Origin of the sequence: Rhizobium cauense (assembly GCF_019511525.1) — a bacterium.
In the GTDB taxonomy this organism is placed as follows: domain Bacteria; phylum Pseudomonadota; class Alphaproteobacteria; order Rhizobiales; family Rhizobiaceae; genus Rhizobium; species Rhizobium cauense.
In genome coordinates this window covers 231947-250913 of record NZ_JAEUAT010000004.1, presented here as the reverse complement: position 1 = coordinate 250913, position 18967 = coordinate 231947, and the positions used below count along the sequence as shown (strand labels likewise).

Below are 18967 nucleotides of genomic sequence, written 5' to 3'. Positions count from 1 at the left end.
AATCAATTCCTCAACAGCTGGCACGGCCGAAACGGAGCGTCCAAAATCATGGACGGCGCTTGCCGCGAAGGACGGACTATGGGGCAGCACGCGAATCCGCGCGCATCGTCCAAATTTTTGGACGCACATTCTGGCTTTTAACGGCTTCTTACTCTGGCTCGGGTTCGTCATTTTTGGTGGCAAAGCTGTGGCATGAGCTGACAGCCGTAACCAGGAGGCCGTTATGTCGAAACCTAAAGTCCTGATCGCGTTCTATTCGCGAAACAGTTCTACTGAAACCCTTGCAAACGCGATCGCCCAAGGCGCGATCGAGGAGGGTGCGGAGGTTCGCCTGCGGCGCACGCGCGAGTTTGTAGGTGACGAAGTGATGTCTCAGGTGCCGGGTTGGCGTGAAAACGCACGCGCGATGAATGAGAAGTACGAAGCCCCGAGCGAAGCAGACGCCGAATGGGCAGATGCCATTGTGTTCGGGACACCTACCCGATTCGGCTCCATTTCCTCCGAACTCAAGGCCTACATCGACGGCCTCGGCGGCCTTTGGTTCCAGGGTAAACTCAATGGAAAGGTTGGTTCGGTCTTCGGCTCCACCTCTTCCCTCCACGGTGGAAATGAGTCCACGCTGCTGTCCATCTATACCCCTATGGCACACCTTGGACTTATCATAGTCCCGCTCGGCTACGCTGACCCCGCGATGTTCAAGGCTGGCACCCCTTACGGCGCGACACACGTTTCCGCGCGCGACAGCCTAAAGCCGGATGACGAACATCTGGCCGTCGCACGTTTCCAAGGTCGGCGCGTCACCTCCGTGGCTCGCGGGTTGCTTCACACAAAAATTCCAGGCGAAGCCGCCTGACAACGCGATGACGATGCGCCCTCGGCGCATCGTCATCGATCGGAATAGGTATGTTAAAACCCATCTTCAGTCACGGTAGATCATTGTCCGTTCGCCTCGTCGGCTATGCCATTGCCATGTGGCGCTCAATGGGCGAGCTCGGAAAATCCTACTGCGTTCACGATTTCTCAACACCAACCGAATTTTCGCTTCGACTTAAACCGTCGAGGGAACCAACCGAATGACCCGATCGAAGCGAACGTACAGGCCCCGGTCGGGCCACTGAAGAGGTGTAATGGCCGGAAGAGCTAACACCGAGATCGATACCACAAGGCACGTCATGGACAATTTAGCCGTCGAAATTGCTGACGTGTCCAGCGAAAGCATTGTTATCTATGACGCGGAAGGACGCATCGTTCACTGGAACGAGGCGTCCCACTTGCTCTATGGCGTCGCGAATTCCGAGGCTGTTGGAAGGACATCGGCTGAGTTGTTTGGGGCGTCAATCGATATTCCCGAACTGGACCAGATAGCCTGGAAACGCTCCTGGCAGGGTATGGTCCAGCGCCGCTCGGCGGACGGAGTGCGTCTGCTCGTCGAAATTCGAGTGCGGTTTCATCGAGACAAACACAACGGAAAGGACCTTTTGATCGAATTTGGTCGCCGGGCAGATCCACGCACAGTCGACGGCCGCTCGGTCGATATCCAAAAAGACTGGGTAGCTGTCTGGAATATCGATGCATCGGGTGCAACTGCGGCGCTCCTTGAGATGACTCGAAACACCCAAAGCGGAGCGAACCATCTATCATCCATAGATCCAGGACTTGTGGCGGACTACCTAAGAATTGAAGATCTCAACCTCACCGCTGCCAAGCTGTTTGCAAACGAGAGCTCCCCAGTCGCGGTCATTGGAAAGAGCGCGTATCGCTGCTGGCCAAAGAACCACAGGGATTCCCTGCTGGATATGACGCTGACTGTGCTGCAAATGGCGGAGAGCGACACCCCGATCATCAGGCGAGTCATCGGGGCAGACACGCTTACCGTCTGGCGCGTTAGCGCCGAACACCCTTCGCTCATATCCATTAGCGTGACCGGATCGTGGAGCGATCCTGAGGCTTATTGGGAAATCGCCGCAAGCGAACAACGCTATCGAAACCTGATCGATAACATCCCTCTTCCTGTATGGCAGGTGGACGCTCGCGTCATGAGTGGCGTCATCGAAAACCTGAAGTCCTCCGGTGTCGATGGCATCGAGGATTACCTTGCGGCGCAACCCGACCTAGTCCGTTTCGCAAGCGAGGCAGTCGTTGTCACGGAGATAAACGACAGCGCGATGCGTCTATTCCGAGGACACAGACGAGAAGAGTTCCTGCAGGACGTATCATATCTCTTTGCTGGCACGCCCACTGCAGCCGCTCGCGTGGTGGTTGCCCACTTCGGAGGCGAGAGAAATTACAGCGAAGAAATGAAGATCCTGACGTTCGACGGCGAGCTTATCGACGTTTTGTTCTACGTTACTTTTCCCCAATATCCAGAAAAGTTGGACAAAACGCTGATCATGATGATCGACGTCACAGAACAGCGTCGTATCGAGCGACAACTGAGGAAGATCGAGGCCGATTTCGCGCACGCCGCTCGAATTTCCGCTCTCGGTGAATTGGTGACGTCGATCGCGCACGAGGTACGTCAGCCGCTTTCAGTCATCGTCACCGACGCCGACACCGGAATGCGCTGGTTGGGTAGAGAGGAACCCAACCTTCCCAAGGTGAGGTCGATCATGGCGCGGATAATGGAGAACGCTCATAGGGCGAACGAGGTGATCCGCCGCATAAAGGATATGGCGGTAAAGTCCGACCCCGTCCGAGATCTCGTCGATATCAACGATATCGTGCGGGAGGCCGTCCTCTTCGTGCGATCGGAGAGCCAAACACACTGCATAGCCATTACCACCAGGCTCGCCAGTGGCCTTCCCCGCATTCTGGGAGATCGCGTCCAGCTCCAGCAGGTCGTGGTCAACCTTTTGATCAACGGCATTCAGGCGATTGCTGCCGACAATTCTCGCACCCGCGAAATTTCTGTCGAGACAAACCAGTCGGCCGACAACATAACCCTCGTCGTCAGGGACACTGGAGGAGGCATCCAAGCCGATGACATTGACAAAATCTTCGAGGGCTTCTTCTCGCGTAAAGCAGACGGGATGGGGATGGGACTCGCCATTTGCCGGTCGATCATTGGTGATCACGGCGGCACGATTTGGGCAGGAAACGATGGAGCCCGTGGTGCCGTGTTTCGAGTAACGTTGCCGATCGTCGATGGTACGGGAGAAGTTGCAATTGAAACAGTTTCGCGTGGAATTGCAAACAGATAACAAACGTTGGTTTACTTGTTCGGCGAGGTATGTGCGGTAGAATGGGCGCTGATCTACCATCAATTCCGGTTGGAGGACCCGCAATGGCAGACGCTGCCAAATTCGTCGAGCCCGAACTGGTGCCGCGGCAAGTCGTCCACATCGTCGAGGACGACCACCAATTTCGGCTATCGCTTCTGGATCTCTTCCAATCCCTCGATATAGAGGCCGAAGCGTTCGAGGACGCGGCCTCCTTCTTTGAAAGGGCGTCAAAAGCCAGCTCGGGGTGTGTTCTCCTGGATGTCCGGCTCCCCGGGGTCGACGGCATCGAGTTCCAGGCGACCCTGAGCGCCAATGGGTTCGACCTGCCGGTAGTCTTCATGACCGCCTACGGTGACGTCGCGACAAGCGTAACAGCGATGAAGGCCGGCGCGGTGGATTTTCTCCAAAAACCGCTCCGTACGACTGAACTGGTTGATGCCATCAGGGCAGCCTTTTCCCTGGATCGGGATCAGCAACAAGAGAGGCTCCACCGCATTGAGGTCCGATCGCGTGCTCAGACTCTTACGCCCCGCGAGACCCAGATATTCGGGCTGGTCGCCAGTGGATTGATGAACAAGCAAATCGCTTTTGAACTGGGGATCAGCGAAATAATGGTGAAACTTCATCGCGGCAGTATGATGAGGAAAATGCAAGCCAAATCGTTAGCCGACTTGGTTCGGCAATATGAACTTATTAACTGGGTCCCAACCTCTCGACAACAGAGATAGACAACCCCAATGCAACAGCGCCACAACCAGAGGTTCAATGCGCCCCAAGCCCTACACCACGGTCGCGATAGTTGATGATGATCAGTCTGTTCTGGAGTCACTCCACGACTTCTTCGAAGCAATTGGCATTGACAGCAAGACCTACAGCTCCGCGGATGAATTCCTCGCTTCCGGTGATGTGAGTAATGTGCATTGCGTGCTCGCCGACCTAAAAATGCCGGGCACTAGCGGTCTGCAGCTCTTGGAGTCGCTGGTAAGGCAAGGCGGACCTCCAGTATGTATTATGACTTCGTTCGCTGACACCAGAACCAAAGCAACTGCCATAAACGGGGGCGCAGCGGGATTTCTGGAAAAGCCCATCAACTCCACTGACCTGCTCGCCTTCATCTCCACGAAGAGCCGGCATTGAGTAAGCGGCGTTCCGCCTACAGGGAGCGTTCTGAATAACTCGATCGTTGACACGCTATCCTTTTAAATCACTTGCAATACACGTTGTGAAAAGGGATTTATCGGGAGGGGATACGCAGCAGGCGGCGACTGTAACTGGAAATCACGACGGAGATGTGCTTGTGGCGCAGCTTCCCGTTGCCTCAGCCAAATCCATCCTTTCAAGCAGCAGCTCTCCCCATGCGCCCATTGTCTCGTCCTTACCCATTAGAGCCACACCTTGGGTATTATTGAGCCATCTGGCCGCCGACCCAAGCTCGGGTCCTGCTCTCGGCCGACGGGGCGGTTGTGGTGATTTCCTGGCGGAACGACGGCAGGTCTCGTTTGAGTCGCGTGCCGTCCGCGATCCAAACCAGGGGGTCGTAGAATGCCTCTCGAGACGATTTCTCGTGCAGCGAGATCGCCGAGTGCTGGAACTCGACAATGGTTCCACTCGCTGTCTTGACGTCCGCTATGTGAACCTCGCCATCCGTTGTCAGATGACGGATTTCCTGCCATTCAGCGGGAAACTGGTTTTTCCATGCTCGATGTCGTTCCGTCTCTGGTTCCCACCATCGGTCGCAAACAGCCGTGCTGACATGAGCCCAGTGGTGCAAGCGCTTGACGCCGCATTTAGCCAGCGTCGGCGATCCACAACCTGGGCAGCTACCGCGCAGCCCACTCGTCGCTTCCTGCCGGATTCCGTCTACAAAGGCGAACTTCATTGTATCTCCAAACAGCCATGAGCGCGCCATAAGGGACACAAGCTCGGTTCCTAGTGGGAAATATGGCGGGCGGCTTGGTTGCCGCTTGGAGGTTCTTCGGGCGCGCGGACACCTATAGTTTTCAGGATTTGAAGTGCAGAAACCATTGAAGCCGGTGGTTTCTACTCTGACTATATATTCTGAATATTGAAGCGCACTCAACTTTAGATAACAATAAAGTCGAATCGCTGGGTGGGGACGGTTGTGATTTCGAACGATATTGATGACGACGGACTGCGCGCGGAATTCAGGCGCTGCTACCACCATCTGCCAACGCTCGAACGCCTCAACGAAGTTTTAAAAAAGCGGTACTCTGACGCCGCCAACGAACTGCAGATACTGGTCATCCGACGGCTCAGGGAGCTACGAACCTCGGCAAGCCCGCTTCCATCGAGCGCCGACCCAGCCACGAACTGGATGCAAGCATTCCTTCAAACCCGTGACCTTGGCCAACCTGATGGACGCCCTTTTCACAGATACAGGATGACGGATCGGGAGTTCGAATCCGGCAGAACGCTACTTCGTGTGCTCGCGACCAAAGGCAGACTGGTCCCGAGCAACCGCAATGCGTGTGGTATCTTCGCCGCGTTCTGCGCCGAGTGGTTCAGGCGGGAGGCGAAGTCGACCTTTCGCAAGTGGGACGCCCTGGCACCGGATATCTTTCCCGCCATCCACGGAAACCAGAAGCGGGAGATGGCAGAGGTTGGTCTTCTGTTCTGGCATCGTCGCGTAATTGAAATTGGCGGAGCGAAAGAATATTTGCTATCGCTTGCGCTCGAAGGTGGCGTCCCAGTTAGGATTATCGCCGAGGAAGGCGCTGGTTGGCTCCGGGACTATCTGCGACGGCTGCTGCGCCATGCGATTGCAGCCCACGAACTTCAGGCTGTCCGTAGCTTCGCACATGATGAGTCCTATCGCGTCAAGTTGAGCTATAGGCACGACACTTTTGTCGACCTCTGCGCCGAGCTTGTCACCGAACTCGCAAAGTGGCGCGCCCTCGTGGAGAGCGAAGCACTCTCAGGCATTGACCCTGTCTCCTTCCTGGACGCGAAGTACCCTGCGTGGAAGGACACGATCCCGGTCTACTTGCCGCCAGGAGGGGACTCTGCGGCACGAGTTCTGTTGACTGGGCTCATTACCGAGAAAATTGAGTCGTTCACGGGAGTGGGTATTGGCTGCGAACGATATCTCTGCCTTGAAGCAAGCGGTTGGCAACCTGCCCTGCGTATTCAAGCGGCGGGCGATATTCCTGTCGGCAAGCTTCTTGGTCTTTCGACGTTAAGCCGTTGGCGGGCGATTCCTACGGGCGTACTCGCCGACTACATTCCCAGCCAGTTCGCACTCCTCGAGCCGCCGTCAGAGGACCAACAAACGTGGCGAGCCCGTCCACTCGCTGACCTGAGCCGCCTGATTGTCGGCTTCCCCTTTTCAGCTCATGTAAGTGTTGACCTGAGTGACAACAGCAGGTTCCACACGTTTAATTGGCCGAATGGAAATCGGGTCTCGTCGGAGGTCGTGGTTTTCGACGAAGATGAGCCCACGGCGTACCCTTCTCTGTTGCGGTTGGTTAAGACCGGGTCAGCCAGCCTGCCGTCAAAGAAACTTTACGTCCTCGTCCCTGCGATCTGGACGGTGAACGGTGACGAAAAAGCGTTGGGGCGTATCTGGTCGATAGATGACAAGTCTCTCGTTGAGGTTCTCGGGACCGTCTACTTTTCGGAACCCAGCGCTTCCGCAGATGGGCGATACCGAGTCGAGGCTGGCCGGGAAGGACGAGTAGAAACCCTAGATGTGAATGCGCGCCACTCCACGGGCGTGATGGCGAACGGTGACTTTGACATCCTGGAAACGCCTTTGACGTTCCGCATATTACGAGACGGGGTGCAACGATCCATCGAGCGCGATGAGCTATTCTACCGTGTACCTGGTGGCCAGTGGATGGCTATTCCCCGCGGCGAGATCGCCGATCTCGGGATGCTAGAGATATCCTGGCGTGATCCCAAGGCGAACATCCAGATCGAGAAAAGGAAAGTCGCCGTCGTTCAGCACGGCGCTTCTGTTAAGGCCAAAATAGCCGCGCAGACTCAAGGGCAGCTGTCCATCACCGATCTGCCCGGGTGGAAAGTCCGCCTACAGGACAGCGCGGTCAGAACCGTAACGGGAGACCCGAGCGGTAACGGCTTCGAATATTTGGCGACGCCCAAGTACCGACTTTCTGCCGAACTGGTGCCAGCATCGGGACACCCTATTCCCATCGTCGTACCTGTCTCTGCACGCGACGCGATGGTGGTGGACCGCGCGGGAAAATTGGTGCGGGAAGGACAGCAGATAGACCTGGCATCACTGCGTGGGTCGCGAGCGGTATCGTCCCATAAAGCCAATCTCGTAATATCAAGAAAAGGCTCGAAGTCACAAGACATCTGCGTAGAAGTCGATGGCGAGCTGGCAATTTCCTCCTTGAAGCCATTGATCGAGCAGATTCTGGCAAGCTCCGACCAGCAAGACGTACAGCTTGATTTGCATTTTGTTGGCGATTCGAAGCCTCCAATCCGGTTGGCGCGATATCGATTGGATCGCCCTCCCATCCAGGGTAGCGCGGTAACCCTCCCATCAGTCGGATCGGCAGTGTTCCGGGCGGTTCTTGCACCAGAGCGTGAACGCAACTTGGTTAAGGACGATGACGGCAAGTATAGGCTGCCTGACGATGCATATGGACCCTGCCTCGCCTATCTGCGGGACGGGCCGGATATCTTGACCAGACCCGCGCTCTTGTTTGGTATCGCCGACCTTCCGAATTTCCGGGTAGGCTCCCTGCGGTGGGGCCTCGCTATTCGGTCATTCAACGATCTGCAAGCGGCCATTTCCAAGCGCTTGGAGGAAATGGGCACCGAAATGGATGCCGTCGATGACCTCAAATATCTCCGGTCGATGATCACCAATCTCGCGGGCTTACCGCCTTCTGCCATGGAAGCCTTGCGTCATCTCCCTCAGCATCCAAAGGCGTTGGTGCGCGCGCTCTTGGGGGCTGCGGATAATCAGGAACGGTTGTCGGTGTGGGGGCTGCAGGGGCAACTACCCTTCATCTGGCTCGCCATACCCCTTCGCTGCTGGAAAGAGGCATTCGATGTCGAACGCACGATGCTCGAAGAAGCGCTCTCTCAAGTTCCGGGCTCCGACGAATTCCGGATGCAAATTCTAGTCAAATATTTCCGGGATAAGTTCTACGATCTCGTCGGAATCGAGCCGGCCTTAGCTGTCATCGTCTCTGCAATCGGATTTCCGCTAGCAACCTCGGCGAAGCCTATCGAGAGCGTCTTCGAGGATTTCATCAAAGATGAGCGCGAGCGCGAAACCGAGGGCACTCCTGTCCATCGAGCCTCTCCTCTAGCGCTTCGGCTTGAGGCACTAGGCATGGCGCTGCCCAAAGAACTCCAAGTCCGTTTCACCCTTGCCGAATTCGATGCAGTCAACGCGCCGGTTCTTCTGGCTGCCGCGGCGTTGGGCCGCGCTACTATCGACCCAGACCTCGAAGTTTTATTGCGCGTAACGCTCCGTGATCACGGCGGCTTTGTCTCCCAAGCCTACCCCCATTTCTTCAGCATGCTCAGGACCAAACAATGAAGCCTTTCGAAACTTTGTCCGACATCAGACGCCGCTCGGTCGACGCTGTCGTGGCGCAGCTTGGCACCAACAACGAGGACCTCAACAGGCATCTGCGCGCCATGCTGGGCAGCGAGAGTGCCGCAGAAGGCTCTGTAATCCAGGACCCCGTCATCGAGGGGGCGCATCCATTCGTTGCCGCCTCAAAGAACATGGAGCAGGTCCCTTCGGAGGTACTACATCCTAAGCTGGTCTCCATTCTCGATGGGCTTGCCGAAGATGACGAGTATCGATTTCCCAAATCCAGGAAGCCGTTCCGACACCAGATGGCAGCTTGGGAAACGCTCTCCCAACCGGGGGTCCCACAGTCTGTCTTGGTAACGTCCGGTACGGGTTCTGGGAAAACGGAGTGCTTTCTGTTTCCGATCCTGAGCGATCTGCTAAGGCAAAACGAGGGGAATGCCGCCACCCTCGAGGGCGTTCAGGCAATCCTGCTTTATCCCCTTAATGCACTGATCGAGAGCCAGCGCGCACGTCTTTCAGCATGGACAAGTCCTCTCAAGGGCAAAGTTCGCTACTGCCTGTACAACGGCGACCTGCCTCAACCAGCGCAACCCGAGAGTGAACGCAAAGCCAATCCGGAACGGCAGATCGACCGGCACCAGCTGCGATCTTCTCCCGCGCCGATCCTTGTTACCAACATCACAATGCTCGAATACATGCTCGCGCGTGCCGAGGATCAGCCGATCATCGAAAAATCCCGCGGGAAACTTCGCTGGATTGTTCTCGACGAAGCTCATTCTCTCGTTGGTGCCGCCGCCGCCGAGACGGCACTGCTTATCCGCCGCGTTCTCCTCGCCTTCGACACCGCACCGGAGAATGTACATTTCGTCGCCACCTCGGCGACGATCGGGGATGATCGCGATACGGACGACAAGCTTCGGCAATTCCTCGCCGAGGTTGCCGGGGTACCTGACAGCCAGGTCCACGTCATTAAGGGGGAAAGGACGCTTCCCCACCAGCCGCGCGCTAGCACCGCGCAGCTTGATGTGTTCTCAGCGTCAGCCTCGGAACTCTACGACCACCTGGGTGGTCAATCCCAGGTCTGGGATTTCGTGAAGGCGCTCAAAGAGAAGCCGCAGCCGCTGACCTCCCTAACAAGGTTGGCGAAGTCAATGGGAACCGATGCCGAGGCATTGCTCTCTCTTCTTGGGTCGGCCGAGAAGCCGCATCCAGAAACAGGAGAGCCCGAACGGCTTGCGCCGATGAGGGTACATAGTTTCGAGCGCGCGATCCCGGGCATCTGGGGATGCATCAATCCTGGCTGCGGCAAGTCTCCCGCAGGGTGGCCTTTCGGGAAGCTCTTCTCGGTGAAATTCGACACTTGCGACGCGTGTGACGCACCCGTGGTCGAGTTGATCACATGCACGGAGTGCGGAGAGCCGATGCTGGAGGCGGAGGAGGACCGAACAGCAGGGAGGCTCCGCCCTTCCCGAAGAGGTCTCGCCCGTGACGAGTTCCAGTACGAGGCCGAACGCGATGGAGGGCTTGATCCGGAAGAATCCGATGATGAGGATGACGGCGAGGAGCAAGCCACGCAGGCGCAGTACGTAGCCAAGCAAACGATCCTTTTCGCTGCCAAACCGTCGCGTGCGTCACGTACGATTAATCTCTCAACGACGGACTGGCGCGTGTTGGCGGGTCCCTCCGACGGCTCGATAGCTTTGCGTTACGAGGAGAAATCGGATGCCGACGGCACATGCCCATGCTGTGGTACGAACGCGCTGCGCGGGATCGACAATCTTCTTCGACCAGTAAGGTTCGGCGCGCCATTCCTTGTTACGGCGGCAGCACCGATCCTTCTTGAAGCAGTCGATCCGAGGCCGAATAGTCAACGTACTCTGCCGTCGTCGGGAAGAGGCCTGATTTCTTTTACGGATAGCCGACAGGGAACGGCACGAATGTCGGCAAAGTTCCAGGCCGAGTCCGAACGTAACTTCGTCCGCTCGTTTATCTATCACGCTGTGCAAGGATCGTTGTCGGACACCGCTGAAACTCCGGAAGTCACAAATCTGCGTAATGTTATCAGCCAGATGGAGCCGATGGTTGCCGCAAACCCCGGCCTTCAACAGATTATTGACCAGCAGCGCGCCGAGATCGCTAAGCTGACAAGCGCCAGTATGGCTGGCGTCGGATGGAACGAGCTCGTTGAGCGCCTGTCCAAACGCCCGGAGATCGAGTTCTGGCTCAAGGAAGTCTGGGAACCGCGCGATCCCGACCGCTTCGGCGATCCACGAAAGCTTGCCGAATTCCTTGTCTTGAGAGAGCTGTTCCGGCGGCCGCGTCGCGCCAACTCGTTGGAGACCTTGGCTCTGGCAAGCTTGAAGTTCTCCTCCATCGAACGTGCTGCCACTATGCCCCGCGCGTTCGCGGATCGTGGGAAGACCCTGACAGACTGGCGTCACTACCTCACAGCCGTCGTCAATCATTTTATCCGCGCGAAATCCGCAGTGGCAGTTGATCCGCGGACGATGCGGTGGATCGCCCCTCAAATCAGATTGCGCCCGCTACTCGGCCCCGGACGATCTAGCGGCGGCGACAAGCGCTTCGTCGTGTGGCCCAAGGTACCGCGGAACCTCTCGAGCCTGTCCACGCCCCAGACGCTGCTTATCCTGGGCCTCAACCTAAACATCGCTGACCCGGGCGACCAAGACGACATGCAGGACTGTCTTCAGATGGCTTGGGATCAGCTGCAGCACGTCCTGAATTCCGACCGCGACAATCCCGCGCTCGACTTCACCAAGGCGATGATCGCTCCCGTGACCGAAGCGTACAATTGCCCGGTCACGAGGAAGGCTGTGGAGATAGCTCCGTTCGGGCTTTCTCCTTATAGTCGTATGAATGCTGCACCGGCTCCGGCTACGCCTTTGAAAATGCCGGTGATGCCAGTTCAGCTTATTGCGCCGGATGACCCGGATTCGGCAAGGTCCACTGTTTCGGACTGGTTGATCGCGGACCAGTCTGTTGCCGACCTGAAACAGGCAGGAATCTGGATCAATATCTCGGATCGCCTCGCGCTGTTCGTGGATTACTTCCGGTCGGCCGAGCATTCAGCACAGCAGGAGAGCCAACGCCTCAGGGACTACGAACGAGATTTCAAAGACGGACGGATCAACATCCTGAATTGCTCCACGACCATGGAGATGGGCGTTGACATCGGGTCGGTGTCCACCGTGATGATGACAAACGTCCCGCCATCGATCGCCAACTATCGGCAGCGTGTAGGTCGAGCTGGCCGTCGCCGCCAACCATTCTCCATGGCGTTTACGTTCTGCCGAGACAGGCCGTTGGATCGCGAAGCGTTTAGTAATCCGCTCGCCTATCTCGAAAGATCAATGTCCCCGCCTAAGGTGGCGCTCAACAGCCGCCCTATCGTTCAACGGCACGTGAATGCCTATCTTCTCCGTCAATACATGCTTTCACGGGGCGGTGATGCGCTCAAGTTGACCATCGGGGCGTTGATGGGATGCCCGGTGAAGGTATTGGAAGGCCGCGTCGAAAATTCTCCGGTTTCGCAATTCCTGCAGTGGCTCGGAGAACCGTCAACCGCCGTTGCCAGCCAGCAGCACCTCAAGAAACTCGTCGCGCGATCAGTCCTGGAGATGGAAAACACGCTGATCGACGACTGCAGGGTGGCGATGCAGCAGGTCGAGGAAGCCTTCGTCCATGAATGGGAAGGCCTGCGCCAACTCGCCCGCGACGAAGGCGAGACGATGAAGGAAGCTGGGCGCGCCCGCATGTCTCTTGAGCTCCAAAGGTTGTGCGGCGAGTTTCTGTTAAGCGCACTGGCCGACCGCGGGTTTCTTCCAGGCCACGGCTTCCCGACGAACGTCGTGACGTTTATCCCGCATCGATCGAAGAAAGCTAAAGACGAGGAGCAGTCAAAAGACGGTCGCCGGCACACGCGCTTGTCGGGACCACAACGATCGCTCGATCTGGCGATCCGCGATTATGCGCCCGGATCGGAAGTGGTCTTGGACGGTTTGGTCCACCGATCGGCAGGTGTTCTGCTCAACTGGAAAAGACCCGCGACCGAGGAGAAGGTAAGAGAAGTTCAAAGCATCAAGCGGCATTGGCACTGCGCCCAGTGTGGAGCTGCGGAAACCACCCTCCAGGATGTTCGCGCGTGCCGGGAATGCGGGTCTCAGGTTCTCAGCGTCGAGTATCTCCGCCCGAGCGGCTTCGCCGTGGACTACTGGAAAAAGGAACATGCCGACACCGACAGGATCGAATACGTTCCGCCAGAAGAACCAATCGTGTCGATCTCGGACGAGCCGTGGGTCTCCCTCCCGATACCTTCGCTCGGGCGGTACCGTGGAAGCCGTGAAGGCAGCGTCTACTATTCAAACAATGGCCCATCCCAGAACGGTTACGCGGTTTGCTTGCACTGCGGTCGCGCCGAACCCGAGAAGGAAGCGGTTCCAGCCACCGAGGGACAGATTTCACCGTCTCCGCTCGACGGCCATCGCCCGCTGAGACGGAAGGCCGCCGACGGCCCCATCGTCTGCGAAGGCGTCGAGAAAAAGTGGAAAATCAAGCGTCATCTCGCTCTAGGCTACGAGATAACGACCGACGTCTTCGAGCTGCAGTCATCGCTTCGGATTCCAGATGCTGCCGCAACGGCTTTGGTCATCGCTCTGCGCGAGGCGCTCGCACGTTCTCTGGGCGTCGAGGCCGATGAGATGGGATACTCGGTTCACGGGTCGAAAAACGAACTCGGTGGCGACTGCAGCTCGCTTCTTGTTTTCGACAGAAACGCAGGCGGTGCCGGCTTCTCGATCTCGATGGGCGACGATATCGCGCAAGTTCTGCGCGATGCGGAAACTATTCTCGACTGCCGCAACCCGGGATGCGTCGATGGCTGCGCCGCATGCGTGCTGACGCCAGATGCGCCGTTCGAGGACGGCAAGCTCGACAGAACGACCGCTCTTGCCTTCGTCAGATCGCATTTGAGCTTTGGTGCTGCGGTTGACCCAGCGGAACGTTTCTCCGACGACACCAAACTCTCCATTTCAGTCACTGACGAAATCGACCGGGAACTCAAGCGTCGACACAGTCCAGTCGTCCGCATCTACTTCCCCGAAGACGCTGACTTAGGCCAAGTCCCATCCTGGTCAATCATGCAGAACCTGAGTACTTGGGCGTATCGAGGATATCGAATCGTCGTCGTAGTCCCGCGCTCAGCGATCGCGCTGGCTGATCAGGCTTCGAAGCTCACACTCCACGCACTGGGTCATCGTCTCTCCCAAGCCGACGGAGACTTCGCGATCCATACTGGCCCCACGCCGACCAGCAGAAGCGGGGCACCGATTTTCGCCAGCGTCACCGGCGGTCCGGATACCACAGTCTGGGTGACGCGGGACGGAGCGCCGCGCTACCCGGGGGTAACGTGGGGTCAGCCGAGAGAAAGCTCGATCTACCGAGGCACGATCTCGGAAATCAATCCCACATCCCCAATCCCTCCATCCGACTTACTGCCCCAGTCGAGCGCCAAGGTGCTTCTCATCGAGAGCAATCTCGACCGACCTATGAGCCTTTTCGGGAGTGGAATGGCAAGCCTTATCCGGGCGAACCTGGTCGAGCTCGGCTTCGAGGCTGGTGCGCCCATCACCCGGATCGAATACAAGGACCCCTATGTCCGATCTCCACTCACAGCCAAGTTGCTGATCGACACCGCGTCTGCGCTGCTAAAGGGATCAGCTTCCGGGTCCCTGAAAATTACGACGTCGCCACCGAAGCCCGCGGTATCTCCCCCTAAGTACCTCTGGAATGACTGGCCGGATCAGGTTGCGTTGGCGTCAGTGCAGAAGCAATACGGCTTGCTCAAGAACGTAACCGTCGATGTCGTCGTGGGCGAGTGCGGCCATGGACGTTTCCTGGACTTATCCTTCGCGGACGGCCGCACAGCCTCCGTGATCTTTGATCAAGGGTTCGGCGCTTGGTCCCCGACTGTCCGCGACAGTCGCACGGTCCACGATTTCAAGCAGTCGGACTCCGCTCAAGCGGTGTCGATGAGCAAAGCGAACACTATGCTGTCTCGAAAGGGAGTATGGCCCACCTATGTCGTGCTGAAGGCAATCTAACGGCTGGCGATCTGTCGGCCATGGCAAAGTCGACCCTCTGGCCGGCGGTCGTTAGCACACCGCAATAGATACCAATCGCTCCATAATCAAACCGAAGAAGCTCTCCTCAAGCGACGAGCCAGTTATGCCATGGAAGAAGATATATGAGACAATTTCGTCAAGACCGCAGGCTTCGGAGGTGACACGCGGTTAAACCTGCGAAACCGTCCACGTTTCCTTGATCGGATCGGGACCCGCGACGCGTTACAGGTTCCGGTTGTGTCAGCGATTTTTTAAGGGAACTATAGGATAGAGGTTCTGTCGTTCCGACCGATACGAGACATTCATGGCCCGCCCCGAAAACTGGAGCAAGCTCCTCGAACTGCATTTGCGCCAGAACCACGGCACAGCCTTCCAGGCGTTCGTGAACAAGGTATTCGGGCGCATCCACGGCAACGAATTTATTCCGATCCGGGCGAACGGCTCGAAAGGCGACAAAGGACTGGATGGCTTCATGGCTCCCGGCGGAACCGTATACCAGTGCTATGGGGCAGAGAACGGGAAAAGCCAGAAGTCGTCAAATGTCTGCAAGAAGATGGTCGACGATTATGACAAAGCCCGGAAGTCTGGCCTCGATATGAAGGCTTGGAAGTTCACCCATAACATGGTTGACGGTCTCACGGCCGACATGGTGATGGCGCTCGACGGCCTGGTCAAGCGAGGAAAGTCCGACGGCGTAGAGGTGGGTCACTTCGGTATCGAGGGATTTCCGGTCGCTGTTGCGCAGTATGAGTGACGACGATTGCCAGGAAATAATCGGTTTCATGGACTCGCAGGATGTCGACAAATCAAAGCTGCCACCGGCCCTGTCGCTTGTAATTGCGGACCTCGTCAAGTCTTTCGGACCAGCTATGGACAGTTCCAATGGCAAATGGGTCGTACCCGTCAACAAGTTGACATACAACGATATACCGCTCGGATGGCGCATCCGCATGCGCCAGTACTATGTTTTCTCGCCTGAAGTTAAGGCAAGCCTAGCAACAGTGGACAGCGACACCGTTACGAACGGGCTGCGCAGTCTCTACAAGGATTTTCGTGACCAGGGACTCCCGCCAAACGACATTTTGCACGAACTCCACTCAGCAATCATGGGGCGTGTCACGCAGGAGAACGCGGAGTACCGCGAACCGGCCGCTATGGCCATTCTCGCTACAATGTTTGAGGTTTGCGTGATCTTCGAAGAAAGTCCCGTATCGACCCCCACGGTGACGATCGATGATTTTGCCAACTAAATTCCTTCCCGCGGAACGATCCCTAATCGTCATAGGAGGCGAGATCATCTCCCTTCTCAGAAATGGCCCGCGCTCGGTGAGCGAGTTGTGGGAACGTATCCGTAGTGACAAGGCCCGAAAATACCCGGTAGGCTATGACTGGTTCACCCTCGCCCTCACCCTGCTCTATATGATCGACGCCGTTGACTGGAGATCGGGGCTAATTGCGTTGAAGAACGGATCGAGTTCATGATTTTCGAGATTGGCAGCTCAATCAAAACCTTCAAAACGCTCAGGTTTCATGAAGGTCTCAACATCCTGTTGGCCGAGCGCAACGAAACTTCCGGGGAGACTGAGACCCGCAATAGCGCCGGCAAGTCCAGCATTATACAAATCGTCCACTTCCTGCTTGGCGGCGACAAGACGAGCGACACGTTTCTGCAGTATCCCGATGTGGCGGACGCATCCTTTTGGGGAGATTTCGAGTTTTCCGGTGTTCGGGTTCGCGTGAGGCGTCAGGTCAACAATAGCGGCGTGGTCTACCCGGATTTTGCAGGAGGTATCCCGGAGGGCATCGCCTACACCACCGACTTACTTGGTCTGGTCGCGGTGCAAAACGAAGATTGGAAGGCTTGGCTTGGCACTGTGACATTCGGCTTGCCTCTCGAGCGCAACAAGCCTCCGTTCAATGCTCCACACGCACCGACCTACCGAGGACTGATCGGCTACTTTGCCCGTCGCCGCGAAAACGGGGGCTTCCTGTCTGCCACGCAATTTCAGAGAAAACAGTCCGAGAGCGCGCAGAGGATCGCCTTGTCCTACCTGTTCGATCTCGACTGGACGCTCGCGATCGAGTTCGAGAAACTGCGGGAGGAGCGACAGCTCCAAAAGGCAGAAGGCAAGCGTCTGAAAGCCAAGCTTGACGATAAGACGAACACTCTGTCGCGCATTTTCAATGCGATGACCGCCGCCGAAGCCGACGCCAAGGCACTTCGGAGGGATGTGGCCGACTTTCAGGTCGAGCAGCACTTCGACGAACTCGTAAGTGAGGCTGACGCGGAACGATTGAAGCTTGAGAGGCTCGCCCGCGAAGCTGCCCGCCTCACGACCGCGCTAAGGCACATCAATGAGAGCCTGGAGGAGGAGGTGCCTGCAGACGCTGAAGTGGTCAACCGTGTCTACAGCGAAGCTGGCATCAACCTGCCAGGATCAGTGTCCAAGCGTTTTGAAGACGTGAAAATCTTTCACGAATCCATCCTCGCGAACCGACGTGTTCATCTCGGGGAGGAACTGGCCTCTGTCGAAACGAGGCTTGCTGAGATCGACGGCGAGAAGACCGTGGCTGCCGGCCGACGTTCGGAAATCCTGAGACAACTCGAAGGCAAAGGAGCGTTCAGCGATATGGCGATGATGCAGCAGCGGCTTGCGCAAAAGGAAGAGACGTTCGCTCGATTGCAAGGACAGTTTGAGGACGCCCAGTCCATCGAGTCAAAGAAGACGAAGACGAAAGCCGTCGAGAACACGCTTCTCCTGCGACTGCAGAATGACCTTGCCGCCCGCTCGCATGCGATTGGCGAAGCTGTCAGCGCGGTCCGCGAAGCCCGTACCGCGCTCTACGCCGATCGATGGGGCGTGTTTGAGATCAACGCATTGCCGTCGGGTCCAGAATTCAAGGTCGAGATCGAAGCCGGGACCAGCGGTGGGATCGCCAGCATGGAAATCTTCTGCTTCGACTACGCGCTGTATAAGGTCGCCTCCAAAAGGCTCGGCGGGCCAGGCTTCCTTATTCACGACAGTCATCTGTTCGACCCCGTCGACAGCCGACAAAGAGCGACCGCCCTGGAACTCGGAGCGCGCCTGACGGCTGAGGTCGGCGGTCAGTACATTGCGATGCTAAACTCGGACGAGTTTGAGAGATTGGAGTTCGCCGAAGGCTTCGATGCTACGAGCCATGTTTTGCCCGTCGTTCTCGAAGACACTCCAGATGGCGGCCTTTTTGGGTTCCGTTTTGGCTGAAGCCAGAGATGGCAATAGTCCAATGTCTAGGTCAGACGCGTTAGCTCGGCAAGGCGCTGAAGCGTAAGATTTCCAACCGCTTCACGTTCGACAAATTCATCTACCATTTCAAGGACGGCTCGCACGTCGCCGCCCTGCATCGGCATCGTCAAAACAAGTTCTTCTGTCGTGTCGATATCAAGCGGTTTTTCTACAGCATCAACCGCAACCGTCTGAAGCGTGCGCTGAAGGCTATCGGGATTCCGAAGCCCGAATTCTACGCGAGGTGGTCTACGGTCAAGAACCCCTATGAAGGCGGTGGGTACGTCATCCCATATGGTTTCGTCCAGTCGCCTATCGCGGCAACGCTTGTGCTGGCGAAATCCCCCGCCGGCATCTACCTCCGCAATCTGCATCCGAGCGTCGCGGTTTCGGTTTACATGGATGACATCTGCTTGTCCGCTCAGGATGAGGACCAACTTCGCGAGTCGTTTGAGGGCTTGATTGCTGCGTTGAAAGATGCGGGGTTCACTCTCAATGGAGAGAAGACACGCACACCATCGCCTCAAATCGACATTTTCAACTGCAGCTTGGAGAACGGCATCACTGAGGTGTTGCCGCATCGTATCGCTGAATTTCACCGTGAGCCTCATACTGCCGCAGGTGAACAGGCGTTCGAGGCATATTGCGATATCGTGAAGTCGCATACATGGCGTGTAGGAGCGAAGCGCCGCAAGAAGCGCAAGCATTTCCTGGCGCGGCGCGCGGCGCTCGCTGCACGGGCAAGTGCGGCGACAGCTCCTGCGTCCACGCCACCGCCAGCGGCTCCGTCGAACTGAG

General features: G+C 57.2%; 12 protein-coding genes. 11 read left to right on the top strand and 1 reads right to left on the bottom strand.

Going from position 1 to position 18967, the window contains the following annotated elements; genetic code table 11:
- The first annotated feature begins 223 nt into the window (after positions 1 to 223).
- From wrbA to JNB88_RS09660, 4 genes are all read left to right on the top strand, one after another.
- On the top strand, positions 224 to 853 hold the full coding sequence (gene wrbA, locus JNB88_RS09675) for an NAD(P)H:quinone oxidoreductase (RefSeq protein WP_220355268.1): 630 nt from the start codon (positions 224 to 226) through the stop codon (positions 851 to 853).
- A 274-nt stretch (positions 854 to 1127) separates the two neighbouring features.
- Positions 1128 to 3200: an ATP-binding protein gene (locus tag JNB88_RS09670; RefSeq protein WP_220355267.1), complete on the top strand. Its 2073-nt coding sequence runs from the start codon at positions 1128 to 1130 to the stop codon at positions 3198 to 3200.
- 83 nt (positions 3201 to 3283) lie between these two features.
- A complete protein-coding gene (locus tag JNB88_RS09665) occupies positions 3284 to 3949 on the top strand; it encodes a response regulator transcription factor (RefSeq protein ID WP_220355266.1) in 666 nt (221 codons plus the stop codon).
- Positions 3950 to 3986: 37 nt separating this feature from the next.
- Complete coding sequence (locus tag JNB88_RS09660) at positions 3987 to 4358, top strand: response regulator transcription factor (RefSeq protein ID WP_220355265.1); 372 nt, start codon at positions 3987 to 3989, stop codon at positions 4356 to 4358.
- Between the two features lie 265 nt (positions 4359 to 4623).
- Here JNB88_RS09660 and JNB88_RS09655 read toward each other — a convergent pair whose 3' ends face one another.
- Complete coding sequence (locus JNB88_RS09655) at positions 4624 to 5100, bottom strand: competence protein CoiA (protein WP_220355264.1); 477 nt, start codon at positions 5098 to 5100, stop codon at positions 4624 to 4626.
- A gap of 243 nt (positions 5101 to 5343) precedes the next feature.
- On the opposite strand from JNB88_RS09655, the gene JNB88_RS09650 reads away from it, so the two are divergent.
- The 7 genes from JNB88_RS09650 to JNB88_RS09625 all read left to right on the top strand — a co-directional run bounded on the left by JNB88_RS09650 (position 5344) and on the right by JNB88_RS09625 (position 18966).
- The gene (locus JNB88_RS09650) at positions 5344 to 8760 is read left to right on the top strand and encodes an STY4851/ECs_5259 family protein (RefSeq protein ID WP_338110983.1); all 3417 of its coding nucleotides are present in this window, start codon (positions 5344 to 5346) and stop codon (positions 8758 to 8760) included.
- Positions 8757 to 14882 carry a DEAD/DEAH box helicase gene (locus JNB88_RS09645; protein WP_220355262.1) on the top strand — a complete coding sequence of 2042 codons (6126 nt, stop codon included), beginning with the start codon at positions 8757 to 8759 and terminating at the stop codon, positions 14880 to 14882. Before JNB88_RS09650 ends, JNB88_RS09645 begins: the two co-directional genes overlap by 4 nt.
- 325 nt (positions 14883 to 15207) lie before the next feature.
- A complete protein-coding gene (locus JNB88_RS09640) occupies positions 15208 to 15657 on the top strand; it encodes a hypothetical protein (protein ID WP_220355261.1) in 450 nt (149 codons plus the stop codon).
- Between the two features lie 28 nt (positions 15658 to 15685).
- On the top strand, positions 15686 to 16153 hold the full coding sequence (locus JNB88_RS09635; RefSeq protein WP_220355260.1) for an ABC-three component system protein: 468 nt from the start codon (positions 15686 to 15688) through the stop codon (positions 16151 to 16153).
- Complete coding sequence (locus tag JNB88_RS34370; RefSeq protein WP_338110982.1) at positions 16137 to 16385, top strand: ABC-three component system middle component 6; 249 nt, start codon at positions 16137 to 16139, stop codon at positions 16383 to 16385. Before JNB88_RS09635 ends, JNB88_RS34370 begins: the two co-directional genes overlap by 17 nt.
- Complete coding sequence (locus tag JNB88_RS09630; protein ID WP_220355259.1) at positions 16382 to 18148, top strand: ABC-three component system protein; 1767 nt, start codon at positions 16382 to 16384, stop codon at positions 18146 to 18148. The genes JNB88_RS34370 and JNB88_RS09630 overlap by 4 nt, the downstream gene beginning before the upstream one ends.
- Before the next feature lie 56 nt (positions 18149 to 18204).
- Positions 18205 to 18966 (top strand): reverse transcriptase domain-containing protein, encoded by a 762-nt coding sequence (locus JNB88_RS09625; protein ID WP_220355452.1) that lies wholly within the window; start codon positions 18205 to 18207, stop codon positions 18964 to 18966.
- Position 18967: the final 1 nt, after the last annotated feature.